This is a genomic window from Xenorhabdus doucetiae, assembly GCF_000968195.1.
In the GTDB taxonomy this organism is placed as follows: domain Bacteria; phylum Pseudomonadota; class Gammaproteobacteria; order Enterobacterales; family Enterobacteriaceae; genus Xenorhabdus; species Xenorhabdus doucetiae.
Genome location: NZ_FO704550.1, coordinates 3,022,689 through 3,045,988 on the forward strand (window position 1 = coordinate 3,022,689; position 23,300 = coordinate 3,045,988).

Below are 23,300 nucleotides of genomic sequence, written 5' to 3' on the forward strand. Positions count from 1 at the left end.
CAATTCAGTTAGAATTCATCAAATAAAAGCACACGCAACAGACCTGTGGGGCAACTTGTGGTATGCCTTACAAAACTGTTGCGTTTGCACTGGCTCCCAAAGCATTCACCATGTTAGGGAGCCAGTCATCTCGTTTGAAAGAATATTCTACACTGTGAGATAAATTAATGCTGCGCTAATATATAAATATTAGTGAATTCCACCAATTCGACTAAAACGCACGCCAGTAGGCCATTCACCTTCTTGTTTTTCAAAGCTCATCCAGATAGCCGTTGCACGGCCTACCAGATTTTTCTCCGGAACAAATCCCCATGAACGGCTATCATCACTATTGTCGCGGTTATCACCCATAGCAAAATAGTGCCCTTTGGGAACAACCCAAGTGCCAACCGGCAAGCCTTCTTGGGAGAAACCTGGGAAACGTTGTATTACAGGGATGGTCAAAATATGGTGTGACACATCACCTAAATTTTCAACGCGTTCGCCTTGGCGGAGAGAATATGGCCCTATGGGTTCATCAACAGGAACCTGATAAACGCCATTGATACGAACGCCTTCGGGTGTTACATCTTCTTTTATCGTCCAGTCACTTGGGAACGCATTCCGATAAGTCACCGGTAAATCGCCCTTGCATTGGGTATTCCAACCACAGCCAGGGTAAACATGAAGCTCTTTGTTGACGTAATCGTAAACGATCTTATCTCCAGGCAAGCCAATAATGCGTTTGACAAAATCGATAGTTGGGTTCTTCGGGTATTTGAAAACGGCAATATCCCCCCGCTTCGGCTCACCCGTCTTGATTAAGGTGGTTTGCGTAATCGGATCTTTTAAACCATAAGCAAATTTTTCAACCAGAATGAAATCCCCGATCAGCAGTGTCGGCATCATTGAACCCGAAGGGATCTGAAAAGGTTCATACACAAAAGAACGCAGAACCAACACAATGGCTAACACGGGAAAGACAGAGGCAAGTGTTTCAACCCATGAAGGTTTGTTAAGTTCTTTCGCCAAAGCGCCCTGAGCTTCTGCGCCGGTCGCCTGTTCCTGAATATGAGCAAGTTTCTTACGTTCAGGTGCGAACTTAAATCGCTCTATGCACCAAAGAATGCCGGTGATTAACGTTGCTAACGTTAATATCAAGGCAAAAGTGTTAGCCATTTGAACTCCTTACGACCTTGTTAATTATCTTTGCCAACATGCAGAATCGCTAAGAAGGCTTCCTGCGGCAGTTCAACGTTTCCGACCTGCTTCATGCGTTTTTTACCCTCTTTCTGTTTCTGCAACAGCTTTTTCTTACGGCTGACGTCACCGCCATAACATTTCGCTAATACGTTTTTACGTAACTGCTTAACGGTAGAGCGCGCAATAATGTGAGTACCTATGGCAGCCTGAATCGCAATGTCAAATTGCTGGCGTGGAATAAGTTCTTTCATCTTTTCCACCAGCTCACGCCCACGGTATTGCGAATTGTCGCGGTGGGTAATCAAAGCCAGCGCATCCACACGCTCACCATTAATCAACACATCCACACGAACCATGTCTGAATTCTGGAAGCGGGTAAAGTTATAATCCAGAGAAGCATAACCACGCGAAGTTGATTTCAAGCGGTCAAAGAAATCCAGCACAACTTCTGCCATCGGAATTTCATAGGTCAGTGCAACCTGATTACCGTGATAGACCATATTCGTTTGCACACCGCGTTTTTCTACACAGAGTGTAATGACGTTACCAAGGTACTCTTTCGGCAGCAACATGTGACATTCTGCAATCGGCTCACGCAGTTCATGGATATTGTTTAACGCCGGCAACTTGGATGGACTATCAACGTAGATAATATCACCACTGGTTGTCTCAACTTCATAAACAACGGTTGGTGCCGTTGTGATCAAATCGAGATCGTATTCACGCTCCAAGCGTTCCTGAATGATTTCCATATGCAGCAAGCCGAGGAAACCACAGCGGAAACCGAAGCCCAATGCCGTGGAACTTTCTGGTTCATAGAATAATGAAGCGTCATTTAAGCTCAGTTTGCCTAACGCATCACGGAAAGCTTCATAATCATCAGAACTGACCGGGAACAGACCGGCATAAACCTGCGGTTTAACCTTTTTAAAACCAGGCAGTGCTTTTTCCGCAGGCTGGCGGGAAGTTGTCAAAGTATCTCCAACCGGCGCGCCCAGAATATCTTTGATGGCACAGACCAACCAGCCCACTTCACCACAATTCAATACATCACGATCAACGCGTTTCGGGGTGAAGATCCCCAGACGGTCAGCGTTGTATACCTGTCCGGTACTCATTACCTTAACTTTATCACCCTTACGCAACGTACCGTTTTTGATACGAACCAGTGAAACCACACCCAGGTAATTATCAAACCACGAGTCAATAATCAGAGCCTGCAATGGTGCATCAGGATCACCTTCCGGCGCGGGGATTTCTTTTACCAGACGTTCAATCACATCCTGTACGCCGATACCCGTTTTTGCCGAACAACGCACTGCGTCGGCGGCATCAATACCGACAATATCTTCGATTTCTTCGGCAACACGCTCTGGTTCAGCCGCCGGAAGGTCGATTTTGTTCAGAACCGGAACCACTTCCAGATCCATTTCTATGGCGGTATAACAGTTAGCCAATGTCTGGGCTTCAACCCCCTGACCCGCATCAACCACCAGCAAGGCACCTTCACAGGCGGCCAGTGAGCGGGAGACTTCGTAAGAGAAATCCACATGCCCTGGTGTATCGATAAAGTTTAATTGGTAAACTTGCCCGTCATTTGCCTTGTAATCAAGCGTAACACTTTGTGCTTTGATCGTGATCCCACGTTCACGCTCAAGATCCATTGAATCCAGTACTTGTGCTGCCATTTCGCGATCAGACAGACCACCACAGATTTGAATAATCCGGTCAGATAGCGTGGATTTACCGTGGTCAATGTGGGCGATAATGGAGAAATTTCGTATTTGCTTCATTATTAAATCTTTTTTGCCTTAATATTTCTGAATCATTCGCCTATGGACACATTGATGGACATAAAGCGACAGTTTATTGGTTCGGCCACTGGCCTGAGGAGCCGTATTCTACATGCCAAACCCGCGAAAACCAAACGAGTGGGAAAGCCGTTTTCAATAATAAATTATTGTTGAAGTGCGTAGGGTAAAACAGATTACTCTTGCGGTAGTACCTTAATCGCATCAGGAGGTAAACCAATTTGTAATACAACGGGCTGGTAGGCTTGCAATTTATCCCAATACGCAGCAATCTTGCGGGCAATGAAGAAACCCGCGAACCCACCGCCAATTCCCCCTAAACCGATCCCTAATTGGTCAGTTGTCCAGAGTTGGAAAAGAGCTGCACCCAAAAACAGCCCCAACAAGGGTGTCAGATAAACCAGCATGGCTGAACGTAACAGGCTGCTTTCAGGAATACCGACTTCAACCTTCTGTCCCGGTTGCAGTGGTTGAGAAATTTCAACTTCCAACTGATGGATGCTTTCCGGCCCTATTTTTTCCAGTAAATAAGAACCACAAGCTGTTTTGGCCTGACAGCTACCACAGCCCAACGATGATCCGTAACGCAATAATGCACGGCCTTTTTGCCAACGGACAACCGTTGCCCACTCTTTAACCATCAGTTTCCTCCCGTAAACGTCACGCTGGCTGCAATTCGCTCGGCGGTGGCGAAAGGCAGCTCCCCAATGACTGTTATGCTGTTTTTACCTCTGGCCAAAGTATAAACCGTTCTCCTGCCTTGTCGAAATGGTTGTTCATCAACAGCCTTTTTATCTGAGTTCACGACATTGACAGAAAAATTAAACAATCCATCACTATACATAATGGATTCCAGCCATTCTGTCTCTGATAACTTACGACTGCTACGGGATATCTCTTTGAAACCCTCAGGTATTTTTCCAACCATCCAATTAAACTTCAACTTATCAGAAGACGGAACAAGTAACATGGGCGGTAATTTCAAATCAGTAATCGAACTCAGCTCCGTTTTAATCGCGTCATTCACAGTTAATGACACGACACGGAATTGCTCAATGACAGTTTTATTGTCTTTATCCAAAAGATCTATCAGCAGAGGGAGATGATTTTTCTCATCAATCAGAAGGTTATAGTTATAGCGAGATTCATCTTTCGCTATGATACGCACAAAATTCGCGGGGTGATCGCCAACCTGCGTACTGCCTGCATCAATAAAACGATAAAATTTCTGTAATTGTGCAAAATCGGCAAAGATGATTGGCGGGAGATAATCAACGATATGTGTACCGCGTATGCTAAATGAGTCCAATCCTGGTTCGTAATAACTGATTTGGTCACCGCGCTGGACAATCTCCCTGCGTGAAACATCCATTTGTATGATTTGGCCGATAGCCTGCCCATCAATAATGGCATGACGGTAACGCAAGGGAATAAGAAATTGCTGCCCTAAAATGATAAAGCCAACTTCATAAGTTAGCGTTTGTACCGCCTGACTCATATCCTGTAACAAAGCCTCAGCGCTGCTTTGTTGCGCTGAGGCTTTCAGAGGATTTATCAGGCTACTTGCCAATAAAAAAACGACAACCCAAATGCGTTTCATCACCGATGCTGTGACTGTTGTGGTGCTTGTGCTCCAGGAATCTGATTAGTCTGGGTGATACCCTCATTTTTTTCAGCGTGGATGCGGCGGGCGAGTTCATATTGCTGCAACATTGCATCAATTCGCTTGTTGCTTTCCCGCACTTGCATACTCAGGTCACCACCGAAAGTTTCTTCTTCGGCCGGCGTCGCTAAACCCACTGTTGATGCGGTTCCCATTACTGGCAATGTATTAAAGGCGGGTGCCTCAAACTGGTTATCAGTCTCAACACTGCTATCACTATTATGTTGCTGAACACCGATAATCACGGCCAGCGATACACAGGCAGCAACGCCAACTTGTGCAATTTGACTCTTCCATGTGCGGATTTTGTTCCAAAACGGCAGGTTAGCCCATGTTTCAGGTTTTGGCTGAGATTCCAGAACCGCTGCCGGATTGATATGAACGGGTTCTTTTTCAAGTGCCAAAGCGACTTGACTCGCAATATCCAAGTGCAATACATCCCCCACATCGCCACGCAGCACATCACGTACAAGGTGATATCTTTCCCACTGTTTCTGCATGACCGCATCTTCAGAGACCAAATGAACGACTTCACTATCAAGAGCTTCTCCATCCATCAATGCGGAAAGTTTTTCTCTTTGCATGCCAAAGTACCCTTAGATATTGTTTTGTCCCACTATATTGTTGGATCAGTATTGTTGGATCAGTTTATTGTTGGATCAGTGGTTGAACTTTATTATCAATCGCTTCCCTTGCCCGGAAAATTCGTGAACGCACCGTGCCTACAGGACATTCCATGATGTCGGCTATTTCTTCATAGCTCAACCCATCCAACTCCCTCAACGTAATCGCTATCCTCAAATCTTCCGGAAGCGATTCAATCGTGCGGAAAACCACTTCCTTTAATTCTTCAGACAACATTAAGTTCTCAGGGTTCGAAATTTCTTTTAATGAACTTGAAGTATCGTAATTTTCTGCGTCGTTCGCATCCAAGTCATTGGAGGGTGGACGGCGCCCCTGAGCAACCAAATAATTTTTCGCAGTGTTAACGGCAATACGGTACAGCCATGTATAAAAAGCACTATCACCCCGGAAAGAAGACAGTGCCCGATAAGTCTTAATGAAAACCTCTTGGGCAACATCAGGAACGTCGCCTTGAGGTACGTAACGAGCAATCAAGCTCGCTACTTTGTGCTGGTATCTTATCACCAGCAAATTAAATGCTTTTTGATCGCCCTTCTGGACGCGTTCAATCAGCATTTGATCCGTTAACTGCTCGCTCATCCGAGGTTCACTCTCCTGAGGTAAAACTCCACATTTATACTTAAATTAAACCAAGATGATGTTCTGATTTCCCGAACAAGCATGACTTTGAGTATCAATTTACTGTGAAGTTCAACTTTAGCTGTAATCTTTATTACAACCACCTGTTATTCTCGTATTGCACTTTTTCTATATCATAGTCTCTATTTCACAAGACACGCGATTTTAATCTGGGAAAAAGAAAGTCTTGGCGCTATTATATCGGAAAATATAATTTATCATCTTAATAGTGCTAACATTATCAATAATAAAGATAAAAATCTGTTACTAACTGACGAAATTGCTTTGAATAAGTGCCATCCGAGGAACGAAGGGTTAATTCACTCACTTGAATGTCCTGTTCTTGCAGTGATAATCCCAGCAATAGGCGATGTAACGGCTTGTCTGGCCGATCACGTACATTGACGCGAAAATGGGTAAACCATCCCAAATCTGACGCCATTTTTTCAAATTGTTCCCCAATGCCATAAGGCAGTACCAGACAAAATAACCCTGTCGGCGCCATCAATTTCTGTACGCACGCCAAGAGCCCCTGATGCGTCAGTGACGCCGTATAACGAGCCTGATTGCGTGCTTCGTTTCGGCATGCAATAGCCGGCTCAAAATAGGGAGGATTGCTAACAATCAAATCGTATTGGGCGCTGATTCGCTGCAACTTATTTTGTTGCTCATTTTGCTGCACGAAATCATAAATATCCTGCTGATATACCGTAATACGGGAAGGCCACGGTGATTGCTGCACATTATCAACCGCCTGCATTGCAGCAAGAACATCCAGTTCCACGGCATCAATAAGGGTATTGGCTTTGGTACGTTGAGCTATCATCAACGCAATCAAACCACTACCACAGCCAATATCCAGACATCTTTTCCTGTTATATACTGGCGCCCAGGCGCCTAACAGCACACCATCCGTCCCGACTTTCATCGCACATTTATCGTGTCCGACAAAAAACTGTTTAAATGTAAAACCACCGCGGCGAAAAGCGGTTTTTTGTATCGATGCCATGACCCATATCTGCTGAAATTAGAATTTGTCATAGCATAAATCTTATGGCCGGCGGATAAAAGCAACCGACTCATTGGATGCTTTTATAGGATGAAGAATGCGCTTAACCTGTTTATAATCGGCGGCCCCAAATAGAGGTATATGATGACTGCGACAAACTTTTCCGAATTCGAACTTGATGAATCCCTGCTTGAAGCACTGAACGAAAAAGGCTACGAACGCCCGACCGCCATTCAGGAAGCAGCCATTCCTGCGGCGATGGACGGACGCGATGTATTAGGATCTGCGCCGACAGGTACAGGTAAAACCGCCGCTTACCTGCTTCCGGCACTACAGCATTTACTGGATTTTCCTCGCAAAAAATCGGGGCCTCCACGTATCCTGATTTTGACCCCAACCCGTGAACTGGCCATGCAGGTTGCAGAACAAGCGAAAGAATTTGCGGCCCATACCCATTTGGACATTGCCACCATAACGGGGGGTGTTGCCTATATGAATCACGCGGAAGTATTCAGTGGGAATCAGGATATTGTTGTCGCAACGACCGGGCGTCTGCTGCAATACATCAAAGAAGAAAATTTCGACTGCCGTGCAGTAGAAACGCTGATCCTTGATGAAGCTGATCGCATGCTGGATATGGGATTTGCCAATGATGTCGAAACGATTGCCGGTGAAACGCGCTGGCGCAAACAAACGTTGTTATTCTCCGCAACGCTGGAAGGGGAATCCATCCGTGATTTTGCCGAGCGCCTGTTAACTGATCCGGTTGAGATAGATGCGGAACCTTCTCGCCGCGAGCGCAAAAAAATTCAGCAATTTTATTATCGTGCTGATTCGTTGGCGCATAAAACCGCCTTGCTGTGCCACCTTCTCCAGCAATCTGATGTCACGAAGTCCATTGTATTCGTGCGTAAACGAGAGCGTGTGCGTGAACTTGTCGATGAGTTGAGTCAGGCGGGCATTCAGGCTTCTTTCCTTGAGGGTGAAATGGTGCAAGCCAAGCGCACAGATGCCGTGAAGCGCTTGAATGATGGCAAAGTTAACGTCCTGGTCGCCACTGATGTTGCTTCCCGTGGCCTGGATATCGAAAACGTCAGCCACGTCTTTAACTTTGATTTACCGCGTACTGCGGATGTTTACCTGCACCGGATTGGCCGTACTGCCCGCGCAGGCCGTAAGGGAACCGCCATTGCGCTGATTGAAGCGCACGATCACCTTCTTTTGGGTAAAATCAGCCGTTATCTCAACGAGCCGTTGAAAATCCGGGTTGTTGATGAACTTCGCCCACAAACCAAAGCACCCAGTGAGAAAAAGAGCTATAAGCCATCCAAAAAAGTGCTGGCAAAACGCAAAGAGAAGAAGAAAACAGAAGATGTGAAGAAAAGCCGCGTGAAAGTGCGTCATCGCGACAGTAAAAATATCGGTAAACGCCGTGCTCCTTCAGGCAATCCTAAACCAGAATTAACGGAATCCAGCAACGATTAATTCTGGCAGCGATTATTCGTAAAACGTAAGCGGATTTAGAACATGGGCGAAGTCATGCAATGGCTTCGCCCATGTTCTGCCAGACGGTTCTCCCCGTCTGAATGCTAAATATTACACAGCATAAGACGGTTCACTTTGCTGGGTATTCAACCAAGGCTTATGCTGCGCCATAGATTCGACGACAGCTTCCAAAAAATGGGCTTTAAAGACATGAAGGCCATACCGATCAGGCATAATAACATCCCATATACTGTCCAATTCATATTCATACTTAAGCTCTATTGTGTGCCCCATCGGTTGATGAAATTGCAATGTTTTTTGCAAGTTACCCAACCAATCATGTTGGACGGCATAATGGCGTATCAAGCCACTGTCAGCCAATTCACGAGCGACTTCAGGTGATATTCCCATGTGTTTCAATGTTGCGTCAGAAACACTCACCGAATTATAAATAACGGCTGGCTTCCCTGTTGCCAATGCCGCCACTGTGGCTAATCCGCCCCCCAGTGAATGTCCGGTGAAAACGACATTTTCACCAAATGTTTCTAATGCCTTATGCGCCAATTCCACGGCTTGATTATACTGCTTCTCATTAAAACCCAGCCCCTGACGAACACTAACCATAAAATCCTTTAATTCATTCGATCCGGTGAAAGAGACAATATATAGCCCGTTGTTATGGTATACACCGGCTTGAAACCCGCTTGAATAATCATTCAGCGTGCCCGGATCTATGCCTGCTTTTGATAACTCCTCATTAGACAAACGCACATAATCACCAATCCCTAAACTATGTTGTCGATAAACATCACGGGTAACCAACGTCAGGGAATAATCGGTGAGTTGGGATTGTTTTCCGGCAATATCATTGGCTGTCAATCCGGGAGCGGCCATCGCGCTGGCATTTAAATTACTCATTAACGATTGATAGAGTGCATTAGCCTGTTGAGTGTTTTCTGAAAGCGAAATGCCTGAGGAAGAACTGTGATCAACTTTTTTGTCTGGCGGTGACTGCGCTGGAGATTGAGATTGGGGTTGCAGAGAATTTCCCTGTAATGAATAGATCCCTAAGTTGCTAAAAAAATCGGTATTAACGGATAAAGTCATAAGATTCTCCTACAGATTATTCAGGTTTGATGTGGTTTAAAAAACCCAAACTCTCTATCGGCAGAATATTTAACAATGTTAAAACAAATTTAATTTTTAATTAACAAAATTAATTTCCATAAATAAAATATGGAATTGTTTTTTCTGATTTATGCCTATAAAAAAGGGAGTATTGACTCTCCCTTTAAGCTCTTTTCTTGGTACAAAAATTACAGGCTTTCTGTAAAAGTACGCGCAATAACATCACGCTGCTGTTCCGGCGTCAGTGAATTAAAGCGTACAGCATAACCCGATACGCGAATAGTCAACTGAGGGTATTTTTCGGGGTGTTTTACCGCATCTTCCAACGTTTCACGCCGCAAGACATTAACATTCAGATGTTGCCCGCCCTCTACACGCACAGTCGGTTTAAATTCCAACGGAATTTCGCGATATTCAAATTGTCCCAACTCCTCTTTGACAACAATCTGGCCTTCATCGTAATCTGCTTTGGCACAGAGACAACGCGCTTCATTTTTTTCATCATCCAACAGCCAAAAAGAATTCATCAATGCAGCGTTGTCAGATTGGGTAATTTGAATCCCAGTAATCATTTATACCTCCAACATTATCAGCTTGGTTATTATTCCTGATTTCTTGTATACCAGTACGGATAAAAAGGTTCTTTGATTGAAATCAACTAAGGGTTTCCCTATCCCAAGGGAATCGGTAAGCTTAAGTCATTTGATAATCATCTAGAAAGGGATTGGCTATGTCCGCACCTCTTACATGGCACGATGTCATCGGCAATGAAAAGAAACAGCCTTATTTTGTTGATACATTGGCTTATGTCGCCAATGAACGTCAGGCTGGAAAAACCATTTATCCGCCTCAGCAAGATGTCTTCAACGCATTTCGCTATACCGAATTGCCCGATGTAAAAGTGGTGATTTTGGGGCAAGACCCTTACCACGGGCCAAATCAAGCCCACGGTCTGGCTTTCTCTGTACAGCCGGGTATTCCTGCTCCACCTTCTCTCGTTAATATGTACAAGGAACTGGAATCGGATATTGCTGGATTTGCCCGCCCCAATCACGGTTGTTTGCTCAGTTGGGCAAAACAGGGGGTATTATTACTCAATACCGTGCTGACCGTTGAACGTGGCAACGCACATTCCCATGCGAATTTGGGGTGGGAAACATTTACTGACAAAGTGATTGCAGCCATCAATGAACATCGCAGCGGGGTTATTTTCCTGCTTTGGGGATCTCATGCCCAGAAAAAAGGCCGTTTTATTGATACTCAACGCCATCATGTATTAAAAGCGCCGCATCCTTCACCTTTATCTGCCCACCGTGGTTTTTTAGGCTGTAAACATTTTTCACAGGCCAACAGATTGCTGGAAATCCAAGGATTGTCGCCAATAGATTGGAATCCTCAATTGTCCCAATAACCGATTTCTACCGACAAAAATGCCGCCTTTTAAATGGCGGCATTGCACACGGGATAGCGTGACGTTATTTAGAAACAGCAACCATGGCAGGACGCAATAAGCGGCCATTCAAGGTATAGCCTTTTTGCATCACCAACATAACTTGATTTGGTTCATGCTGATCAGATTCCATCATGGTCATCGCCTGATGCACTTCTGGATTGAAAGGGACATCGGTGTCACCGACCACTTCAACACCAAACTTACCTACTGCATCAATAAACGCTTTCAGAGTCAGTTCAATACCTTCAACCATTGGCAACAGTGCTTCATTGGTACGATCAGCCGCCTCTAATGCACGTTCCAGATTGTCGATAACGGGCAGAAGTTCATTGGCAAATTTTTCCAATGCAAATTTGTGTGCCTTTTCGACATCCAATTCAGTACGGCGGCGAATGTTTTCCACTTCAGCACGCGCACGTAACATCGCATCACGTTCGTTAATCTGAGCCTGTTTCAGTTGTTCTTCCAACTCAGCAACACGCGGATCAACAACGTTTTCAGTCTCTGGTGCCTCTGTCTGTTCCGCACTTATTTGTTGCTCTAATACATTTTCTGTATTTTCTGCGACTTGCTCATCAGGTACTTTTTGGTCTTTACTACTCATGAATATCTCCGCGTATTTGTATTATCTTCGCCATTCTCGCTTATTATGGGGATCAAAACGCGGGATTCAAGGGAGCACATTATATTGTGAGGGCAAAACCATATGCTGAAGGAAATAACAGCAATGAATAATGAATTCAAATGCATCGGTATTGTCGGTCGGCCACGTCACCCTGAAGCGTTGGCTACCCATGAAATGCTGTACCATTGGCTGGTATCTAAAGGTTATTGCGTCATTGTGGATAGGCAGGTCGCGAAAGACATTAACTTAAAAAATGCCCAGACTGGAGGACTAACAGAAATCGGCAAAATCGCTGATCTTGTGATTGTTGTCGGTGGTGATGGCAATATGCTTGGAGCAGCCAGAGTATTATCGCGTTATGACATCAAAGTCATTGGCATCAACCGCGGAAATCTAGGCTTCTTGACGGATTTGGACCCCGATAATGCTTTACAGCAACTATCCGAAGTTTTGGCTGGCAAATTTCGGGACGAAAAACGCTTTCTGCTCGAAGCACAAGTAACAAAAGCGGGACATAAATCCCGACGCAGCACGGCGCTCAATGAAGTCGTATTACATCCAGGCAAAGTTGCCCATATGATTGAATTTGAAGTTTATATTGATGAACGTTTCGCTTTTTCCCAACGTTCAGACGGTTTGATCATCGCCACACCGACTGGCTCTACGGCCTATTCACTGTCTGCGGGAGGGCCTATATTAACCCCAAACTTGAATGCCATCGTGCTAGTGCCAATGTTTCCACATACCCTCTCGGCACGCCCTCTCGTTATCAGCAGTGAAAGCAGCATTCGACTGAAATTTGCCCAAAATAGCAGTGACTACGAAGTCAGTTGTGACAGCCAGATCGTCTTGCCAATCCAAGATGGTGAAGAAGTGATTATCAAACGCAGTGACTATAATCTGCACTTAATTCATCCAAAAGATTACAACTACTTCAATACATTGAGCACAAAACTGGGTTGGTCAAAAAAAATGTTCTAAAAACAAGTTTCCCTACTTTACTGTATAAAAAACCAGTTTATACTGTACGAAAGCACAGACATGTTTTTATGCACAGGAATGTGTTCTTACGGTGTAGGAACATATTTTTATATACAGTAAAAGGAAGGAGGAGCACGATGCTGACTCAACTGACCATCAGTAATTTTGCTATCGTTCGCGAACTTGAAATTGATTTTCGCTCAGGAATGACGGCAATAACGGGTGAAACCGGAGCCGGTAAATCCATAGCGATTGATGCACTGGGTTTATGTCTTGGCAATCGTGGCGAAGCCAATATGGTTCGCCCAAGTGCTCCACGTACCGACCTTTGTGCCCGCTTTTCACTGGCTGATGCGCCTTCTGCCCGCAAATGGCTGGTAGAGCACCAGCTTGATGGCAGTTTTGATGATGATAATGAGTGCCTGCTGCGTCGCACCATCACCGCTGACGGGCGCTCTCGCGGTTTTATCAATGGTACTGCTGTACCCCTTTCCCAATTACGTGAATTAGGTTCACATTTGATCCAAATCCACGGGCAACATGCTCATCAATTGTTATTAGAGAATCGTCATCAAAGGCGCTTACTGGATATTTACACGGGCGATTTTGAACTTCAATATGAAATGAAACAGGCTTACCAACAATGGCGCCAAAGCTGTCAGGCGCTCTCCCAATTCCAACAACAAGCCCTTGAGCGTCGTTCACGCCAGCAATTACTGGAATATCACCTGAAAGAACTGAATGAACTGTCACCACAATCCGGTGATTATCAGGAGCAAGATAGCGAATACAAACGGCTGGCAAACTGCGGGCAATTTCTGTCCGTCAGCCAAAACATTCTTCAGCTTCTAAGTGATAACGATGAGCAGAACATTACCCGCCTCCTCAACTATGCGCGAAGTGAACTGACCGAGCTTGCCAGCATGGATCACAAACTCAGTAGCCTGCTTAACATGTTGGAAGAAGCGGCTATCCAAATCAATGAAGTCAGTGATGAATTACGTCATTACAGCGACCAGTTGGAACTGGACCCTAATCGTTTATTCGAACTGGAACAGAAAATCTCCCAACAAATCAACATGGCTCGTAAACATCATGTTTCACCAGAAGAGTTACCTGCATTACATCAACAGTTATTGGAAGAGCAATATCAGTTATCCCAACAGGAAAATGATTGTGCCCACCTGAGTGAATTGGTCAGCCTCCACTACCAGCAAGCCCTGGCAGTGGCAGAAAAATTACACCATATTCGTCAGAAATATGCCGCAGAACTGAGCCAACTGATCACAAACAGTATGCACCAACTTTCTATGCCTCATGGCCGCTTTACCATTGATGTCACCTTTGAACCGGAGCATTTAAATATTGATGGAGCCAGTAAAGTCGAATTCAATGTTACAACCAACCCCGGCCAACCTCACCAGCCACTGGCAAAAGTCGCATCAGGTGGTGAACTTTCCCGCATTGCACTGGCGATCCAAGTCATTACAGCGAAGAAAATGGAAACCCCTGCGCTCATTTTCGATGAAGTGGATGTGGGTATCAGCGGCCCAACAGCAGCAATTGTTGGTCGTCTGCTACGTGAATTGGGGGAATCAACCCAAGTGATGTGTGTTACCCATTTACCTCAAGTTGCAGGATGTGGACATCAGCATTTTTATGTTAGCAAGCAAACCGATGGCGAAGAAACAGAAACCCAGATGCAACTATTGGATAAAAAAGCACGACTCCAAGAGCTGGCGCGGCTTCTGGCGGGCAGTGAGGTAACTAAAAATACACTGGCCAACGCAAAAGAGCTGTTGGCGGCATAAATTAATCCAACTTTTTTGTATAATTGCAGTCATAGGTAAATGCGTAGAGGTTTTCAATCTCTCCAATGTTTATTATTATCGACGGCCTGACTCCTCAAGGAATGTAATTACTATGCGCTGTAAATTGTTGACTGCCGCTACTGTATCACTTGTTATGCTGACTGCGGGTTGCTCCATGTTTGAGCGAATTGTTTATCGTCCTGATATTAATCAAGGGAACTACCTTACGCCGGCTGCGGTAGCAAAAATCCATAAAGGAATGACCCAGCAGCAAGTTTCTTACACTTTGGGAACACCAATGCTGACCGATCCATTTGGCAGCCAAACCTGGTATTACGTTTTCCGCCAACAACCCGGTCATGGGAAAACAACGCAAGAAACCCTGACACTGACCTTTGATGACAAAGGTGAGCTAACTGATATCAAGAATGAAAAGTCACTGCCAGAGAATCAGTGAGGTGTGTTTTATTTATTCGCCAGTCGATAACCTGGCGAATAAATAGGCATCATTGCGCATTATTTTTAGCGCGCTCCGCGCGCTTACGGCGCATTTCTTTTGGATCAGCAATCAGAGGGCGATAAATCTCTACACGATCTCCCTCTTCCAGCGTATCAGTCAATTTGGCAGGGCGGCTATAAATGCCCACTTTATTTTGGGTCAAATCGATATCATGACGTAATGTCAAAAGGCCAGATGCCACAATCGCCTGTTCAACAGTTGCGCCTTGCGGCACTTTCACATTACGCAGATATTGCCGTTCCGGCAGAGCATAAACGACTTCAATATTAATCTCAGACATTGTAAACCTCACGCGCACGTTGGGTAAACGCCTGAACCATATTACCAGCCAACTCTTTAAACACTTTGCCAAAAGCCAATTCAATCAACTTGTTGGTAAATTCAAAATCGAGATGCAGCTCAACTTTACAGGCATCCTCACTTAACGGAGTAAAATGCCACCCCCCCATCAACTTGCGGAAAGGCCCATCAACAAGCTGCATATTGATGCGCTTATTATCAAATAACGTATTGCGTGTTACAAACGTCTTACTGATCCCTGCCTTAGCGACATCAACGGAAGCCGTCATTTCATTATTACTACTGCTTATTACACGACTTCCCACACATCCAGGCAAAAAATCCGGATAGGACGTCACATCGTTGACCAATTTATACATTTGTTCCACGCTGTAAGGCACTAGCGCAGAGCGACTAATCTGTGGCATATCATTTCCTGTAAAACATAACAGCGCTGAATAATATCACTTAAATGTGGTTAAATAAAAACCCGCTGACATTTAGCATAATAAATGTGCACTTATCGCTAAATATCATGCAGAAGAGATTTCTTTCACTAACGCATACAGTATAATACAACGCATTATGACAAAGAAAAAAGCACACAAACCCGGTTCGGCAACAATTGCCATGAATAAGCGAGCCCGCCACGAATACTTCATTGAAGAAGAATTCGAAGCAGGCTTATCCCTACAAGGTTGGGAAGTCAAATCACTGCGCGCTGGCAAGGCTAACATCAGTGAGAGTTATGTTTTACTCAAAGATGGTGATGCTTATCTTTTTGGTGCCACAATTACGCCCTTGAATGTTGCTTCTTCCCATGTAGTTTGTGATCCGACGCGGTCACGCAAACTATTACTTAACAAACGTGAACTTGATTCACTGTATGGTCGAGTCAATCGAGAAGGCTACACCATCGTCGCACTTTCCATGTATTGGAAAAATGCTTGGAGCAAAGTCAAAATTGGCGTTGCGAAAGGTAAAAAGGCGCACGATAAACGTTCAGATATTAAAGAACGTGAATGGAAATTAGACAAAGCGCGAATTATGAAGAATTCTGGGCGTTAATCACTGGCATTATCTCCCAATATTCTGATATACTTGCCGTTAACACACTTGGGGCTGATTCTGGATTCGACGGTATTCGCGAAACCCAAGGTGCATGCCGAGGGGCGGTTGGCCTCGTAAAAAGCCGCAAAACAATAGTCGCAAACGACGAAAACTACGCACTGGCAGCTTAATAACCTGCTCAGAGCCCTCTCTCCCTAGCCTCCGCTCTTAGGACGGGGATCAAGAGAGGTCAAACCCAAAAGAGATCGCGTGGATGCCTTGCCTGGGGTTGAAGCGTTAAATCCAATCAGGCTAGTTTGTTAGTGGCGTGTCTGTCCGCAGCTGGCAAGCGAATGTAAAGACCAGACTAAGCATGTAGTACCGAGGATGTAGGAATTTCGGACGCGGGTTCAACTCCCGCCAGCTCCACCAAATAAATCAAGGGGTTGCGTGAAAACGCAGCCCTTTTCCTTTGATAGTGGCGGCAAAATGGCGACAGAGATTTTAGAACATCATCCATATCAGTTTTTTGGTGGGCTATTTTTCACGTATCAGAATCACACAAGAAATTTTTTTTGGTCAGGGGAATAATGTTGATTGATTTCAGTTTCTCAACGACCACCAACCCGCACCATTACCGCCTTTCGAAATTCTCCTTAACCTTTCCCCGTGATCCTAATTCTCACGTAAAATAGATTTATCCCTTTAATATCAATGCACTGATATTTTCCCCGTGATCCGTTCTAGATCCAAAAACTGTAATTTCCTGAAAACCTTTTCACCCGTTTCATTTTGCAATGTTTCCCACACCGCCAGTGCTGGCGCGGTCTGGCGGTTCGTCTTGTAGGATTTTAAAACTGAAATAATTTCTTGATCCAAAACGTGCAGGCGGGTGCGGTGTAGTCCGTTTTACGTCGGGTTTACTTTTATTTCGTGGGGATTGTGCAGCCTGAGCGCGACGCAGGGACGCGATCCAAATTAACCACGGGACGGAGTCAACTTAATTGATAATGGCGCTGTGTGTGTCTGGTTGCGTTTAGTGAGAGAGAATAAATTGAATAGAGATGAAGAGAGCTGCGAGCCGTAAATGTTAAAGGCCACCGGGCGGTTAACCCGGTGGCCTTATCTACGTTTCCGTTATCTATTTCAGAAAGGTACGGATCAATTCTAAAAGCGCAACTAACGCCTTGAGAACGATGATAGCGGTATCGATAAACCTCTTCATCCGTTTGCTCCAGCTAGGGAGCACGACTTAACCAACCATTGCCTTTAGGCTGCCTGTCCGATTGGCTATCATCATTGTTAGTAGGTGACTGTCGCGCTCTGACCGAGGCACCGAATCAGCACCATCTGGTATTCAGCCAGGGCTTTGTACACCTCGTAAGACTTACGAAGTATTGAAATCCTTTTCAATATAAAACACTTTAGTTAATGGTCATTGCGCTTATCCAACTAACAAGCGTAGATTATAGGTCTATTTTCAGATGATTCAATCAATTAAAACAATGGATCAGCAAAAACAAAAAAACCAACTGGTGAGGTTGGCTTTTTCGTTTTTTACCCTTGAATTGGGTGGGGTACTTTACGCTATTGACAAGGTTGGTTGCCTCGGTTTTAGCGCGACAGTCACCTACTAACACTCTCAGTCTAATACCTATAGCATAAAATATCAACCTATGGTATAGCGTCAATGTTCTCATACAAATGGGCGCTATTCACCCAATCACAGGCGAATATTTCTGTAGTAGATAAAACAAAAAAACCAACGGATAAGGTTGGCTTTTTTTGTATTTCCCTTAAGAAGGGCTATTTGTTTCGTACTGACTAAGGTTGGTAGCCTCGGTCAGAGCGCGCTACTCCTCAACTAACATCATCAGTCTAATCCCTCTGCATAAAATATCAACCTATGCTATGGCGTAAAAAATCTCATACAAAGGGACGATATTCACCCAATCACAGGCGAATACTTCTGTTTCAGCCCATCGGATTTATGCGCCGTGTTGCGTATTGCGCTGGCGTTCTCCGGGGTGCCGGTGTTGTGATGGGTATGGGCGGCGGTCAGTTCGGCCAGTTCTTTCACCACATCCAGCGTATCTAACATCAGGGTCATCACGTTAAGTTGCTGGCTGCCTACCCAGACCACCGGCGCGACAATCTCTTGCTTGGCTCCGGCGATGCTCTGGCGGATCAGGCCGATTTTTTCTATCAGCTTTTGGCCGACTTCAATATCCGCGACCTTTCCCACACTGGTGACCAGATTGGACGAGGTCGCCATGCAGTAATCACCGTCTGCAATCTGCTGAACTGCACCCGCCAGTAAGGTCGATGTGCCCAACACCGTGGTCTTGTCCGTGGCCTGTAGCGTGGTTTCCCGTGCCACGAGGGTGCGGGTTTCCGTGTCGGCCTTGACAATGCGGTGCATGGAGGACTCGTTAATGGTCTGGTCAGTTTGCCGTATCCAACTGCCCTCCTGCGTCACTCTTTGCGACACTTCCGCCCGCTGCTGCTGCAACTGTTCACCCGGCTTGATATCGGGCAGGGTGTTGCCCTGGCTCAGGGTCTGGCGGATAAAGGGCTTGTCCGGGCGGCCGCCCTCAAAAGCAATTTCTACCATTGTGCCGATAGGCGGATACTGGAACATGCCCGATTCGCCGCCCGCCATTGGCAACGGCAGCGGGACAGCCTGATAAACCGGGGCGGCAGCATCCTGACCGTTATCATCCAGCAATTGCACATCAACCGCATAGCGCGGCCGGAAGGGATCGGAAATATCGCCGCTGGCCGTGTTTTCGGTGTGCGCCTCAATACGGGCGAATTTCGGCAAATGCAGCCCGGCCGATAATTCGGGGTAAGCCGCATCAATCTGGCGCTGGGCGGGCGTTTTACTCTCCGGTTGGCCTTTGGGCTGCCATGTGAGGGTCATGTTTTCATTGTTCAGGTTGACCTTGGTCAGCCGTTGCTGATTGACCACGACACCAGGGCGCAGCGATTGGATCATCGGGAGGGTCATGGCATTGCCTGCGGACTGGCTCTTGCTGAATTCATTGGGAATATCGACGGGCTTCCCGGCAAACAGCGAATGCGCCCAACTGCCCAGATACACCGAACCATCTGGCAGTTGTTGCCAGATATAATCTTCAATGGCGAAGACCTGCCCCAAGTTCGCCAGCAACTGATAGCCCGTGCCGTTATGGGTGTAGTGCGGGATCGGTTTATCGGCATAGGGTGCCTGCGGCAAGATAAAGGTCAGCCCGCTGTGTTCCTGCAAGTAGTCCACAATCTGGCGCAGGGTCGGATGCTGAAACGAGCACGGCCAAGGACGATCAAACACCCCGGCCAGTTCACGTACAAACAGGCGTTGATAGCCGTTCTGGGCAGGTTGCGACCGTTCCACATAGCCCGTAAACCAGCGCAGCACCAAATCGGTGTATCCCACATCCAGCCGGACAAGTTTTCCGGTGTAATCCGTGGTTGTCTCGGCCGTGATAAAGCCCCGGCCACAGGCTGACAGTTCCAGCATCAGATTGGCGTCAACCAGATGCACTTCATCCCCGGAGAGATAAAGCCGGTTAATCGGTTTCATGGGCTGCGCCTATTTTGTCATTGATTGGTTTCAGCACTTTTCGTTCAAACCAGCTTAACTGTTCCGGCTCTTCCTTGGCGGCACTGCCGCCCTGCCCGGCCTGCTTTTTGGCCGGAATATTGCCCGCCGCACGGGCATCGCGTTTCTCCGACACCGATAAATGTTCCCTTAAGGTAAAGGTCACCTGCCATGCCTGCTTGCCGTCTACCTTGCTGGCGTCAATCGTGCCCGTAAATGTCCCGATGCGAAAATTAATGGCCTGCGCAGTCAGGTTGGCAACCCGGTAGCGTTTCAGGTTGCCGTTTTCCTTGGCTTCGGCCAGCGCAAACAGGCGCGACAAGGTTTTCTGTTCGGTAAAGGGAATAATCCCCGTGATGCGCAGTTCTTTCGGCTTAATGCCCTGTTCCGCTACAGCGGTGCTGGATGACTGCCCGCTTTGGTCTTGATCCTGAAACATCACCGAAGGGGTGACGGTCAGGCTTTTTAAGGGGATGGCCTCGCCGTCAAGGGCGAGGGTGATAATTTGGCTCATGCGATAGCATCCTTTCTAATGCGCTGATGTTGTCTCCGGCAAACAGGGTTGCCAGTGTATACACGGCGTCCGGTTCCGGTATTTCCTTGCGCAGCTTCTCGGCCAACAGCGCACCGTGGCCTGTTCCGCTAAATGCCCAAACGGGGGCGGTGTTGCCCATTGCGCCACTCAGGGCATCACTGACTTGCTGCAAGGCGTTTTGTCTGGCCGTGGTAAATCCGCTTAACTGTGCTTTTAATCCGGCAAGGCTGCTGCCCGCGCTGGCCTGTGCTTTGGCCTGTTCAATCAGTTGGGCATTGGCGGCCAAGCGGCTACTTGCGGTTGACAATGGTTGTGGCAGTGGCAACCCGCCGCCCTGTTTGCCCGGCAATTGCATTTTGCTGATGCTCAGGCGTTCGGCGGTTTTTGCCATGCGCGTGACTTGGGAAAAGACCGGCAACGGCAACACGGATGAAAATTGCGTTAAGTGCTGCATAAATTCAGCGTGGGTCTTGGCACAGACCATTAACACAAGGGCATTCAGGTGACCTGCGCCTGTCAGCTTATTTGACAGGTAATGAATGGCGTTGGCCGGGCTTAAGTAGCTGCCACTGTCGGCCTGCTGCCCGACACCGTAAATAAACGGGTGTACGGGCACGATGCTGGCAGACAGCCCCGACAGCGCCGGGGACAATTGCAGGGTTTTACGTTGCCAGTGCATTATTCGGGTTGCTCCGGCCAATCGATATCAGGGGCGGTCGAGCAATCCACTCGGTTGAGTAATACCCTATAGCGTCGCCATTCGTTTAAAACAACTTTTTCCGAAACTGTAGCGATATTCAAGTCAACTGCATCCTGACAAATACCAATTTTTTCATTAGCAACGCGCAACAATTGCCTTTTTTCCTGTTCTGCCTGGCTCTGCAATTCCCTCCGTGTCGGCGGGGGAATATCTCCCCATGCAGGTAATCCGCCATAACCAGCAATGCGCAGTTTCCCTATGGGTGGCTCATTGCCTGCAAATTCGTTGAAAACAGCCTGATTAACCACTATCCCATCATCCGGCCATGACCCTGCGTTAATGTAATCTGATTTCCAATCAACCGGGTAGAATGCGTTAGTTTTTGCACTATAGATATAATTCATGTTAATACCCCACTGCGAACCAGTTGCATTGGATACCATTTTCCGCCGTAATGGCAGTAAACCCCGTTGTGGTGCGGTCGCGTGCCTGCACATTGTTTATACTGGGATTATTGGCAGAATCTGATATTGTCATCTGCACATTGACACATTCCGTTGGAAACATTGCGGGGAACTGTATCGGATACGTCCCCGGATACGTCATATTGATTGTCCCCCACTGTAAGATCATACCTGTGTCAACGTTTTTCCAGTGTCCAGTAGTTGATTTAACCAATATATCTGTTGGGATGGTTTCAACGGTAGCCAATAATTTCCCATTTAACGATACTGACCCGTTTCCCACTTCTAAATGTGTACTCGTTTTCACATTAGTTAATGACACATGATTGGATTCGGCACCGCAGCCCAACAGATAACGAGCGTCTCCGCTGGCATCAGTTCCATAAATGTAGTTTGCAGCACCGGGCGTCGCATTTCTCAATTCAATAACTTTATTGTCTGAAATAATTGTACCCCCAAATGCAGATACCGCATTCACATCGCCAGCATTCAAAAAAACATCATATCGCATTGATTTTCCGTTTATTTTCCGAGTAACTGGCACTCGCCCGTTAGCGTTGTCGTTAACTATTTTTACCGTTGCAATTTCCTCGCCGTCGATAAACGCGCGTTTATCACCGATCTCCAGATCAGTTTGCGTCTGGTTATTAGTTAACGACACAGTGTTTTTTCCTGAACCACAACCTAGCAGATAGCGTGCATTTCCGCGGGCGTCAGTTCCATAAATATAGTTTGCAGCGTTCGGCGTCGCGTTTCTCAATTCGATTATTTTGTTATCTGAAATGATCACCCCTCCGAACACAGAAACAGCATTTATATCATTCGCATTCAAATTGACGTCAGATGATAGCGATTTTCCGTTAATTTTTCGGGTATTGAGGTCTGCAATAGCACGATCACTCAATGCGCCTTTAGGACGCAAATCAATCACATTCCCGTTACCATCAATACTCGCAATCGCAAACACATAATGCGGATACCCCGCCGCATCCACATAATTTTTCAGGTCATTCGCAACGGTAATTTTAACAACCGTCTTCCACTGGCTCACCAGATTGCCCTGATAGCTAAAATCGGCATACACACGGGTATTGCGCACCGTGTTTAACGTTTGGTCATGTTCCAATACCCCGCGCAGCCCGCCGACATAGGCCAACCCTTTTTTCACCGTGTACTGATCACCGTTGCGGATCACCGCAAAGCCATCGCCGAAAAAAGCCGCCTCGCCGTAGCTGTCGGTATTGATCAGGCGCTGCATTTCATCCATACCGGACAAACGCGCGGTAAAATCAATCTGCCATGTTTCGGCTGTCGTGGTGATGGCCGTCTCTTTGGCCGCGCCGTCAAACCCCAGCAAGAAAGGACGGGTTAAGACGTTGCCCTGCAAGCCGTTGGCGGTCTTGATTTTCTTCTGGGCTGGCGCATGGGTGATCATGCCAATCACGCCCGACGCCTTATTCAGCAAGCCAATCCAGTTAAAATCAAAGTTACCCACTTCGGTGCCCAATGTGACGCTGTAAGCCACGGCGTTCTCACTGGCAAGCCCCGGTTTTATTCACCGCCTGACGGTGTACGATATATTGCGCGGCAGGCAGTTGCTCACTGCGGCTAATATCCTGAGACGGATCTAAACCCGGCACATTAGCAAAAATAAACTCGTCCAGTATTACTGCGTTTCCGGCAGCGACTTGTTGCGCTTTCCATTTTTCAAAGTCCAAGGTAATCACTGAGGACATGTTC

General features: G+C 46.5%; 27 protein-coding genes and 1 other RNA gene. 8 read left to right on the top strand and 20 right to left on the bottom strand.

Annotated features, from left to right (window positions below; genetic code table 11):
• Positions 1-189: 189 nt before the first annotated feature.
• The 7 genes from lepB to trmN form a co-directional block, all read right to left on the bottom strand.
• Positions 190-1,158, bottom strand: a complete 969-nt coding sequence (lepB, locus tag XDD1_RS13025; protein WP_045971787.1) for a signal peptidase I — start codon at positions 1,156-1,158, stop codon at positions 190-192.
• Positions 1,159-1,178: 20 nt separating this feature from the next.
• Positions 1,179-2,975: a translation elongation factor 4 gene (lepA, locus tag XDD1_RS13030; protein WP_045971789.1), complete on the bottom strand. Its 1,797-nt coding sequence runs from the start codon at positions 2,973-2,975 to the stop codon at positions 1,179-1,181.
• Between the two features lie 194 nt (positions 2,976-3,169).
• A complete protein-coding gene (gene rseC, locus XDD1_RS13035) occupies positions 3,170-3,634 on the bottom strand; it encodes a SoxR-reducing system protein RseC (RefSeq protein ID WP_045971791.1) in 465 nt (154 codons plus the stop codon).
• Positions 3,634-4,593 carry a sigma-E factor regulatory protein RseB gene (gene rseB / locus XDD1_RS13040; RefSeq protein ID WP_045971793.1) on the bottom strand — a complete coding sequence of 320 codons (960 nt, stop codon included), beginning with the start codon at positions 4,591-4,593 and terminating at the stop codon, positions 3,634-3,636. Before rseB ends, rseC begins: the two co-directional genes overlap by 1 nt.
• On the bottom strand, positions 4,593-5,240 hold the full coding sequence (gene rseA, locus XDD1_RS13045) for an anti-sigma-E factor RseA (RefSeq protein WP_045971795.1): 648 nt from the start codon (positions 5,238-5,240) through the stop codon (positions 4,593-4,595). Before rseA ends, rseB begins: the two co-directional genes overlap by 1 nt.
• Positions 5,241-5,304: 64 nt before the next feature.
• The gene (gene rpoE / locus XDD1_RS13050; RefSeq protein WP_045971797.1) at positions 5,305-5,880 is read right to left on the bottom strand and encodes an RNA polymerase sigma factor RpoE; all 576 of its coding nucleotides are present in this window, start codon (positions 5,878-5,880) and stop codon (positions 5,305-5,307) included.
• Between the two features lie 280 nt (positions 5,881-6,160).
• The gene (gene trmN / locus XDD1_RS13055; protein WP_045971799.1) at positions 6,161-6,928 is read right to left on the bottom strand and encodes a tRNA(1)(Val) (adenine(37)-N(6))-methyltransferase TrmN; all 768 of its coding nucleotides are present in this window, start codon (positions 6,926-6,928) and stop codon (positions 6,161-6,163) included.
• A gap of 144 nt (positions 6,929-7,072) precedes the next feature.
• Between trmN and srmB the strand changes: the two genes are divergently transcribed.
• A complete protein-coding gene (gene srmB / locus XDD1_RS13060; RefSeq protein WP_045971801.1) occupies positions 7,073-8,413 on the top strand; it encodes an ATP-dependent RNA helicase SrmB in 1,341 nt (446 codons plus the stop codon).
• 111 nt (positions 8,414-8,524) lie between these two features.
• Here srmB and XDD1_RS13065 read toward each other — a convergent pair whose 3' ends face one another.
• Positions 8,525-9,520 (bottom strand): phospholipase, encoded by a 996-nt coding sequence (locus XDD1_RS13065; protein ID WP_045971803.1) that lies wholly within the window; start codon positions 9,518-9,520, stop codon positions 8,525-8,527.
• Positions 9,521-9,729: 209 nt separating this feature from the next.
• On the bottom strand, positions 9,730-10,113 hold the full coding sequence (gene grcA, locus XDD1_RS13070; protein WP_045971805.1) for an autonomous glycyl radical cofactor GrcA: 384 nt from the start codon (positions 10,111-10,113) through the stop codon (positions 9,730-9,732).
• Positions 10,114-10,271: 158 nt separating this feature from the next.
• Here grcA and ung point away from each other — a divergent pair, with 158 nt between their 5' ends.
• Positions 10,272-10,952 carry a uracil-DNA glycosylase gene (gene ung / locus XDD1_RS13075; RefSeq protein ID WP_045971807.1) on the top strand — a complete coding sequence of 227 codons (681 nt, stop codon included), beginning with the start codon at positions 10,272-10,274 and terminating at the stop codon, positions 10,950-10,952.
• A 64-nt stretch (positions 10,953-11,016) separates the two neighbouring features.
• On the opposite strand, the gene grpE is transcribed toward ung, so the two are convergent.
• Positions 11,017-11,598 carry a nucleotide exchange factor GrpE gene (grpE, locus tag XDD1_RS13080; RefSeq protein ID WP_045971809.1) on the bottom strand — a complete coding sequence of 194 codons (582 nt, stop codon included), beginning with the start codon at positions 11,596-11,598 and terminating at the stop codon, positions 11,017-11,019.
• 123 nt (positions 11,599-11,721) lie between these two features.
• On the opposite strand from grpE, the gene nadK reads away from it, so the two are divergent.
• The 3 genes from nadK (at position 11,722) to bamE (ending at position 14,868) form a co-directional block, all read left to right on the top strand.
• Positions 11,722-12,600, top strand: coding sequence for an NAD(+) kinase (gene nadK, locus XDD1_RS13085; protein WP_148885996.1), 879 nt, complete (start codon positions 11,722-11,724; stop codon positions 12,598-12,600).
• 137 nt (positions 12,601-12,737) lie between these two features.
• The gene (gene recN / locus XDD1_RS13090) at positions 12,738-14,411 is read left to right on the top strand and encodes a DNA repair protein RecN (RefSeq protein WP_045971814.1); all 1,674 of its coding nucleotides are present in this window, start codon (positions 12,738-12,740) and stop codon (positions 14,409-14,411) included.
• A gap of 112 nt (positions 14,412-14,523) precedes the next feature.
• A complete protein-coding gene (gene bamE / locus XDD1_RS13095) occupies positions 14,524-14,868 on the top strand; it encodes an outer membrane protein assembly factor BamE (RefSeq protein WP_045971816.1) in 345 nt (114 codons plus the stop codon).
• A gap of 49 nt (positions 14,869-14,917) precedes the next feature.
• On the opposite strand, the gene XDD1_RS13100 is transcribed toward bamE, so the two are convergent.
• Entirely contained in the window at positions 14,918-15,211 is a 294-nt protein-coding gene (locus XDD1_RS13100) for an RnfH family protein (protein ID WP_045971818.1), read from the bottom strand.
• A complete protein-coding gene (locus tag XDD1_RS13105; RefSeq protein ID WP_045971820.1) occupies positions 15,204-15,638 on the bottom strand; it encodes a type II toxin-antitoxin system RatA family toxin in 435 nt (144 codons plus the stop codon). Before XDD1_RS13105 ends, XDD1_RS13100 begins: the two co-directional genes overlap by 8 nt.
• Positions 15,639-15,795: 157 nt before the next feature.
• On the opposite strand from XDD1_RS13105, the gene smpB reads away from it, so the two are divergent.
• Entirely contained in the window at positions 15,796-16,278 is a 483-nt protein-coding gene (smpB, locus tag XDD1_RS13110; RefSeq protein ID WP_045971822.1) for an SsrA-binding protein SmpB, read from the top strand.
• A gap of 50 nt (positions 16,279-16,328) precedes the next feature.
• Positions 16,329-16,692: a transfer-messenger RNA gene (ssrA, locus tag XDD1_RS18645) on the top strand.
• 279 nt (positions 16,693-16,971) lie between these two features.
• On the opposite strand, the gene XDD1_RS19670 is transcribed toward ssrA, so the two are convergent.
• Both XDD1_RS19670 and dinQ read right to left on the bottom strand, forming a co-directional pair.
• Complete coding sequence (locus XDD1_RS19670) at positions 16,972-17,139, bottom strand: hypothetical protein (protein WP_167541633.1); 168 nt, start codon at positions 17,137-17,139, stop codon at positions 16,972-16,974.
• Between the two features lie 262 nt (positions 17,140-17,401).
• On the bottom strand, positions 17,402-17,485 hold the full coding sequence (gene dinQ / locus XDD1_RS20405; protein WP_350223157.1) for a damage-inducible type I toxin DinQ: 84 nt from the start codon (positions 17,483-17,485) through the stop codon (positions 17,402-17,404).
• A 280-nt stretch (positions 17,486-17,765) separates the two neighbouring features.
• Between dinQ and XDD1_RS20235 the strand changes: the two genes are divergently transcribed.
• Complete coding sequence (locus tag XDD1_RS20235; protein WP_269450520.1) at positions 17,766-17,897, top strand: hypothetical protein; 132 nt, start codon at positions 17,766-17,768, stop codon at positions 17,895-17,897.
• 308 nt (positions 17,898-18,205) lie between these two features.
• Here XDD1_RS20235 and XDD1_RS13115 read toward each other — a convergent pair whose 3' ends face one another.
• The 6 genes from XDD1_RS13115 to XDD1_RS20240 are packed head-to-tail and all read right to left on the bottom strand — an operon-like array spanning position 18,206 to position 23,296.
• On the bottom strand, positions 18,206-19,843 hold the full coding sequence (locus tag XDD1_RS13115; RefSeq protein WP_045971824.1) for a hypothetical protein: 1,638 nt from the start codon (positions 19,841-19,843) through the stop codon (positions 18,206-18,208).
• Entirely contained in the window at positions 19,830-20,375 is a 546-nt protein-coding gene (locus XDD1_RS13120) for a baseplate complex protein (RefSeq protein ID WP_045971826.1), read from the bottom strand. The genes XDD1_RS13115 and XDD1_RS13120 overlap by 14 nt, the downstream gene beginning before the upstream one ends.
• Entirely contained in the window at positions 20,347-21,075 is a 729-nt protein-coding gene (locus XDD1_RS13125; protein WP_045971827.1) for a hypothetical protein, read from the bottom strand. Before XDD1_RS13125 ends, XDD1_RS13120 begins: the two co-directional genes overlap by 29 nt.
• Positions 21,075-21,500, bottom strand: coding sequence for a tail fiber assembly protein (locus XDD1_RS13130; protein ID WP_045971829.1), 426 nt, complete (start codon positions 21,498-21,500; stop codon positions 21,075-21,077). Before XDD1_RS13130 ends, XDD1_RS13125 begins: the two co-directional genes overlap by 1 nt.
• A gap of 1 nt (position 21,501) precedes the next feature.
• The gene (locus tag XDD1_RS20020) at positions 21,502-23,085 is read right to left on the bottom strand and encodes a gp53-like domain-containing protein (protein WP_052705709.1); all 1,584 of its coding nucleotides are present in this window, start codon (positions 23,083-23,085) and stop codon (positions 21,502-21,504) included.
• 7 nt (positions 23,086-23,092) lie between these two features.
• Positions 23,093-23,296: a phage tail-collar fiber domain-containing protein gene (locus XDD1_RS20240; protein ID WP_052705710.1), complete on the bottom strand. Its 204-nt coding sequence runs from the start codon at positions 23,294-23,296 to the stop codon at positions 23,093-23,095.
• Positions 23,297-23,300 lie beyond the last annotated feature (4 nt).

Coding starts and splice junctions, on each gene's coding strand:
- grpE (WP_045971809.1), bottom strand. CDS start 11,598: ATGAGTAGTAAAGACCAAAAAGTACCTGATGAGCAAGTCGCAGAAAAT.
- ung (WP_045971807.1), top strand. CDS start 10,272: ATGTCCGCACCTCTTACATGGCACGATGTCATCGGCAATGAAAAGAAA.
- XDD1_RS13100 (WP_045971818.1), bottom strand. CDS start 15,211: ATGTCTGAGATTAATATTGAAGTCGTTTATGCTCTGCCGGAACGGCAA.
- rseB (WP_045971793.1), bottom strand. CDS start 4,593: ATGAAACGCATTTGGGTTGTCGTTTTTTTATTGGCAAGTAGCCTGATA.
- srmB (WP_045971801.1), top strand. CDS start 7,073: ATGACTGCGACAAACTTTTCCGAATTCGAACTTGATGAATCCCTGCTT.
- XDD1_RS20235 (WP_269450520.1), top strand. CDS start 17,766: ATGGATCAGCAAAAACAAAAAAACCAACTGGTGAGGTTGGCTTTTTCG.
- lepA (WP_045971789.1), bottom strand. CDS start 2,975: ATGAAGCAAATACGAAATTTCTCCATTATCGCCCACATTGACCACGGT.
- XDD1_RS13120 (WP_045971826.1), bottom strand. CDS start 20,375: ATGAGCCAAATTATCACCCTCGCCCTTGACGGCGAGGCCATCCCCTTA.
- lepB (WP_045971787.1), bottom strand. CDS start 1,158: ATGGCTAACACTTTTGCCTTGATATTAACGTTAGCAACGTTAATCACC.
- trmN (WP_045971799.1), bottom strand. CDS start 6,928: ATGGCATCGATACAAAAAACCGCTTTTCGCCGCGGTGGTTTTACATTT.
- XDD1_RS13065 (WP_045971803.1), bottom strand. CDS start 9,520: ATGACTTTATCCGTTAATACCGATTTTTTTAGCAACTTAGGGATCTAT.
- recN (WP_045971814.1), top strand. CDS start 12,738: ATGCTGACTCAACTGACCATCAGTAATTTTGCTATCGTTCGCGAACTT.
- XDD1_RS13115 (WP_045971824.1), bottom strand. CDS start 19,843: ATGAAACCGATTAACCGGCTTTATCTCTCCGGGGATGAAGTGCATCTG.
- bamE (WP_045971816.1), top strand. CDS start 14,524: ATGCGCTGTAAATTGTTGACTGCCGCTACTGTATCACTTGTTATGCTG.
- XDD1_RS20240 (WP_052705710.1), bottom strand. CDS start 23,296: ATGTCCTCAGTGATTACCTTGGACTTTGAAAAATGGAAAGCGCAACAA.
- grcA (WP_045971805.1), bottom strand. CDS start 10,113: ATGATTACTGGGATTCAAATTACCCAATCTGACAACGCTGCATTGATG.
- rpoE (WP_045971797.1), bottom strand. CDS start 5,880: ATGAGCGAGCAGTTAACGGATCAAATGCTGATTGAACGCGTCCAGAAG.
- XDD1_RS13105 (WP_045971820.1), bottom strand. CDS start 15,638: ATGCCACAGATTAGTCGCTCTGCGCTAGTGCCTTACAGCGTGGAACAA.
- smpB (WP_045971822.1), top strand. CDS start 15,796: ATGACAAAGAAAAAAGCACACAAACCCGGTTCGGCAACAATTGCCATG.
- rseA (WP_045971795.1), bottom strand. CDS start 5,240: ATGCAAAGAGAAAAACTTTCCGCATTGATGGATGGAGAAGCTCTTGAT.
- nadK (WP_148885996.1), top strand. CDS start 11,722: ATGAATAATGAATTCAAATGCATCGGTATTGTCGGTCGGCCACGTCAC.
- rseC (WP_045971791.1), bottom strand. CDS start 3,634: ATGGTTAAAGAGTGGGCAACGGTTGTCCGTTGGCAAAAAGGCCGTGCA.
- XDD1_RS13125 (WP_045971827.1), bottom strand. CDS start 21,075: ATGCACTGGCAACGTAAAACCCTGCAATTGTCCCCGGCGCTGTCGGGG.
- XDD1_RS13130 (WP_045971829.1), bottom strand. CDS start 21,500: ATGAATTATATCTATAGTGCAAAAACTAACGCATTCTACCCGGTTGAT.
- dinQ (WP_350223157.1), bottom strand. CDS start 17,485: ATGAAGAGGTTTATCGATACCGCTATCATCGTTCTCAAGGCGTTAGTT.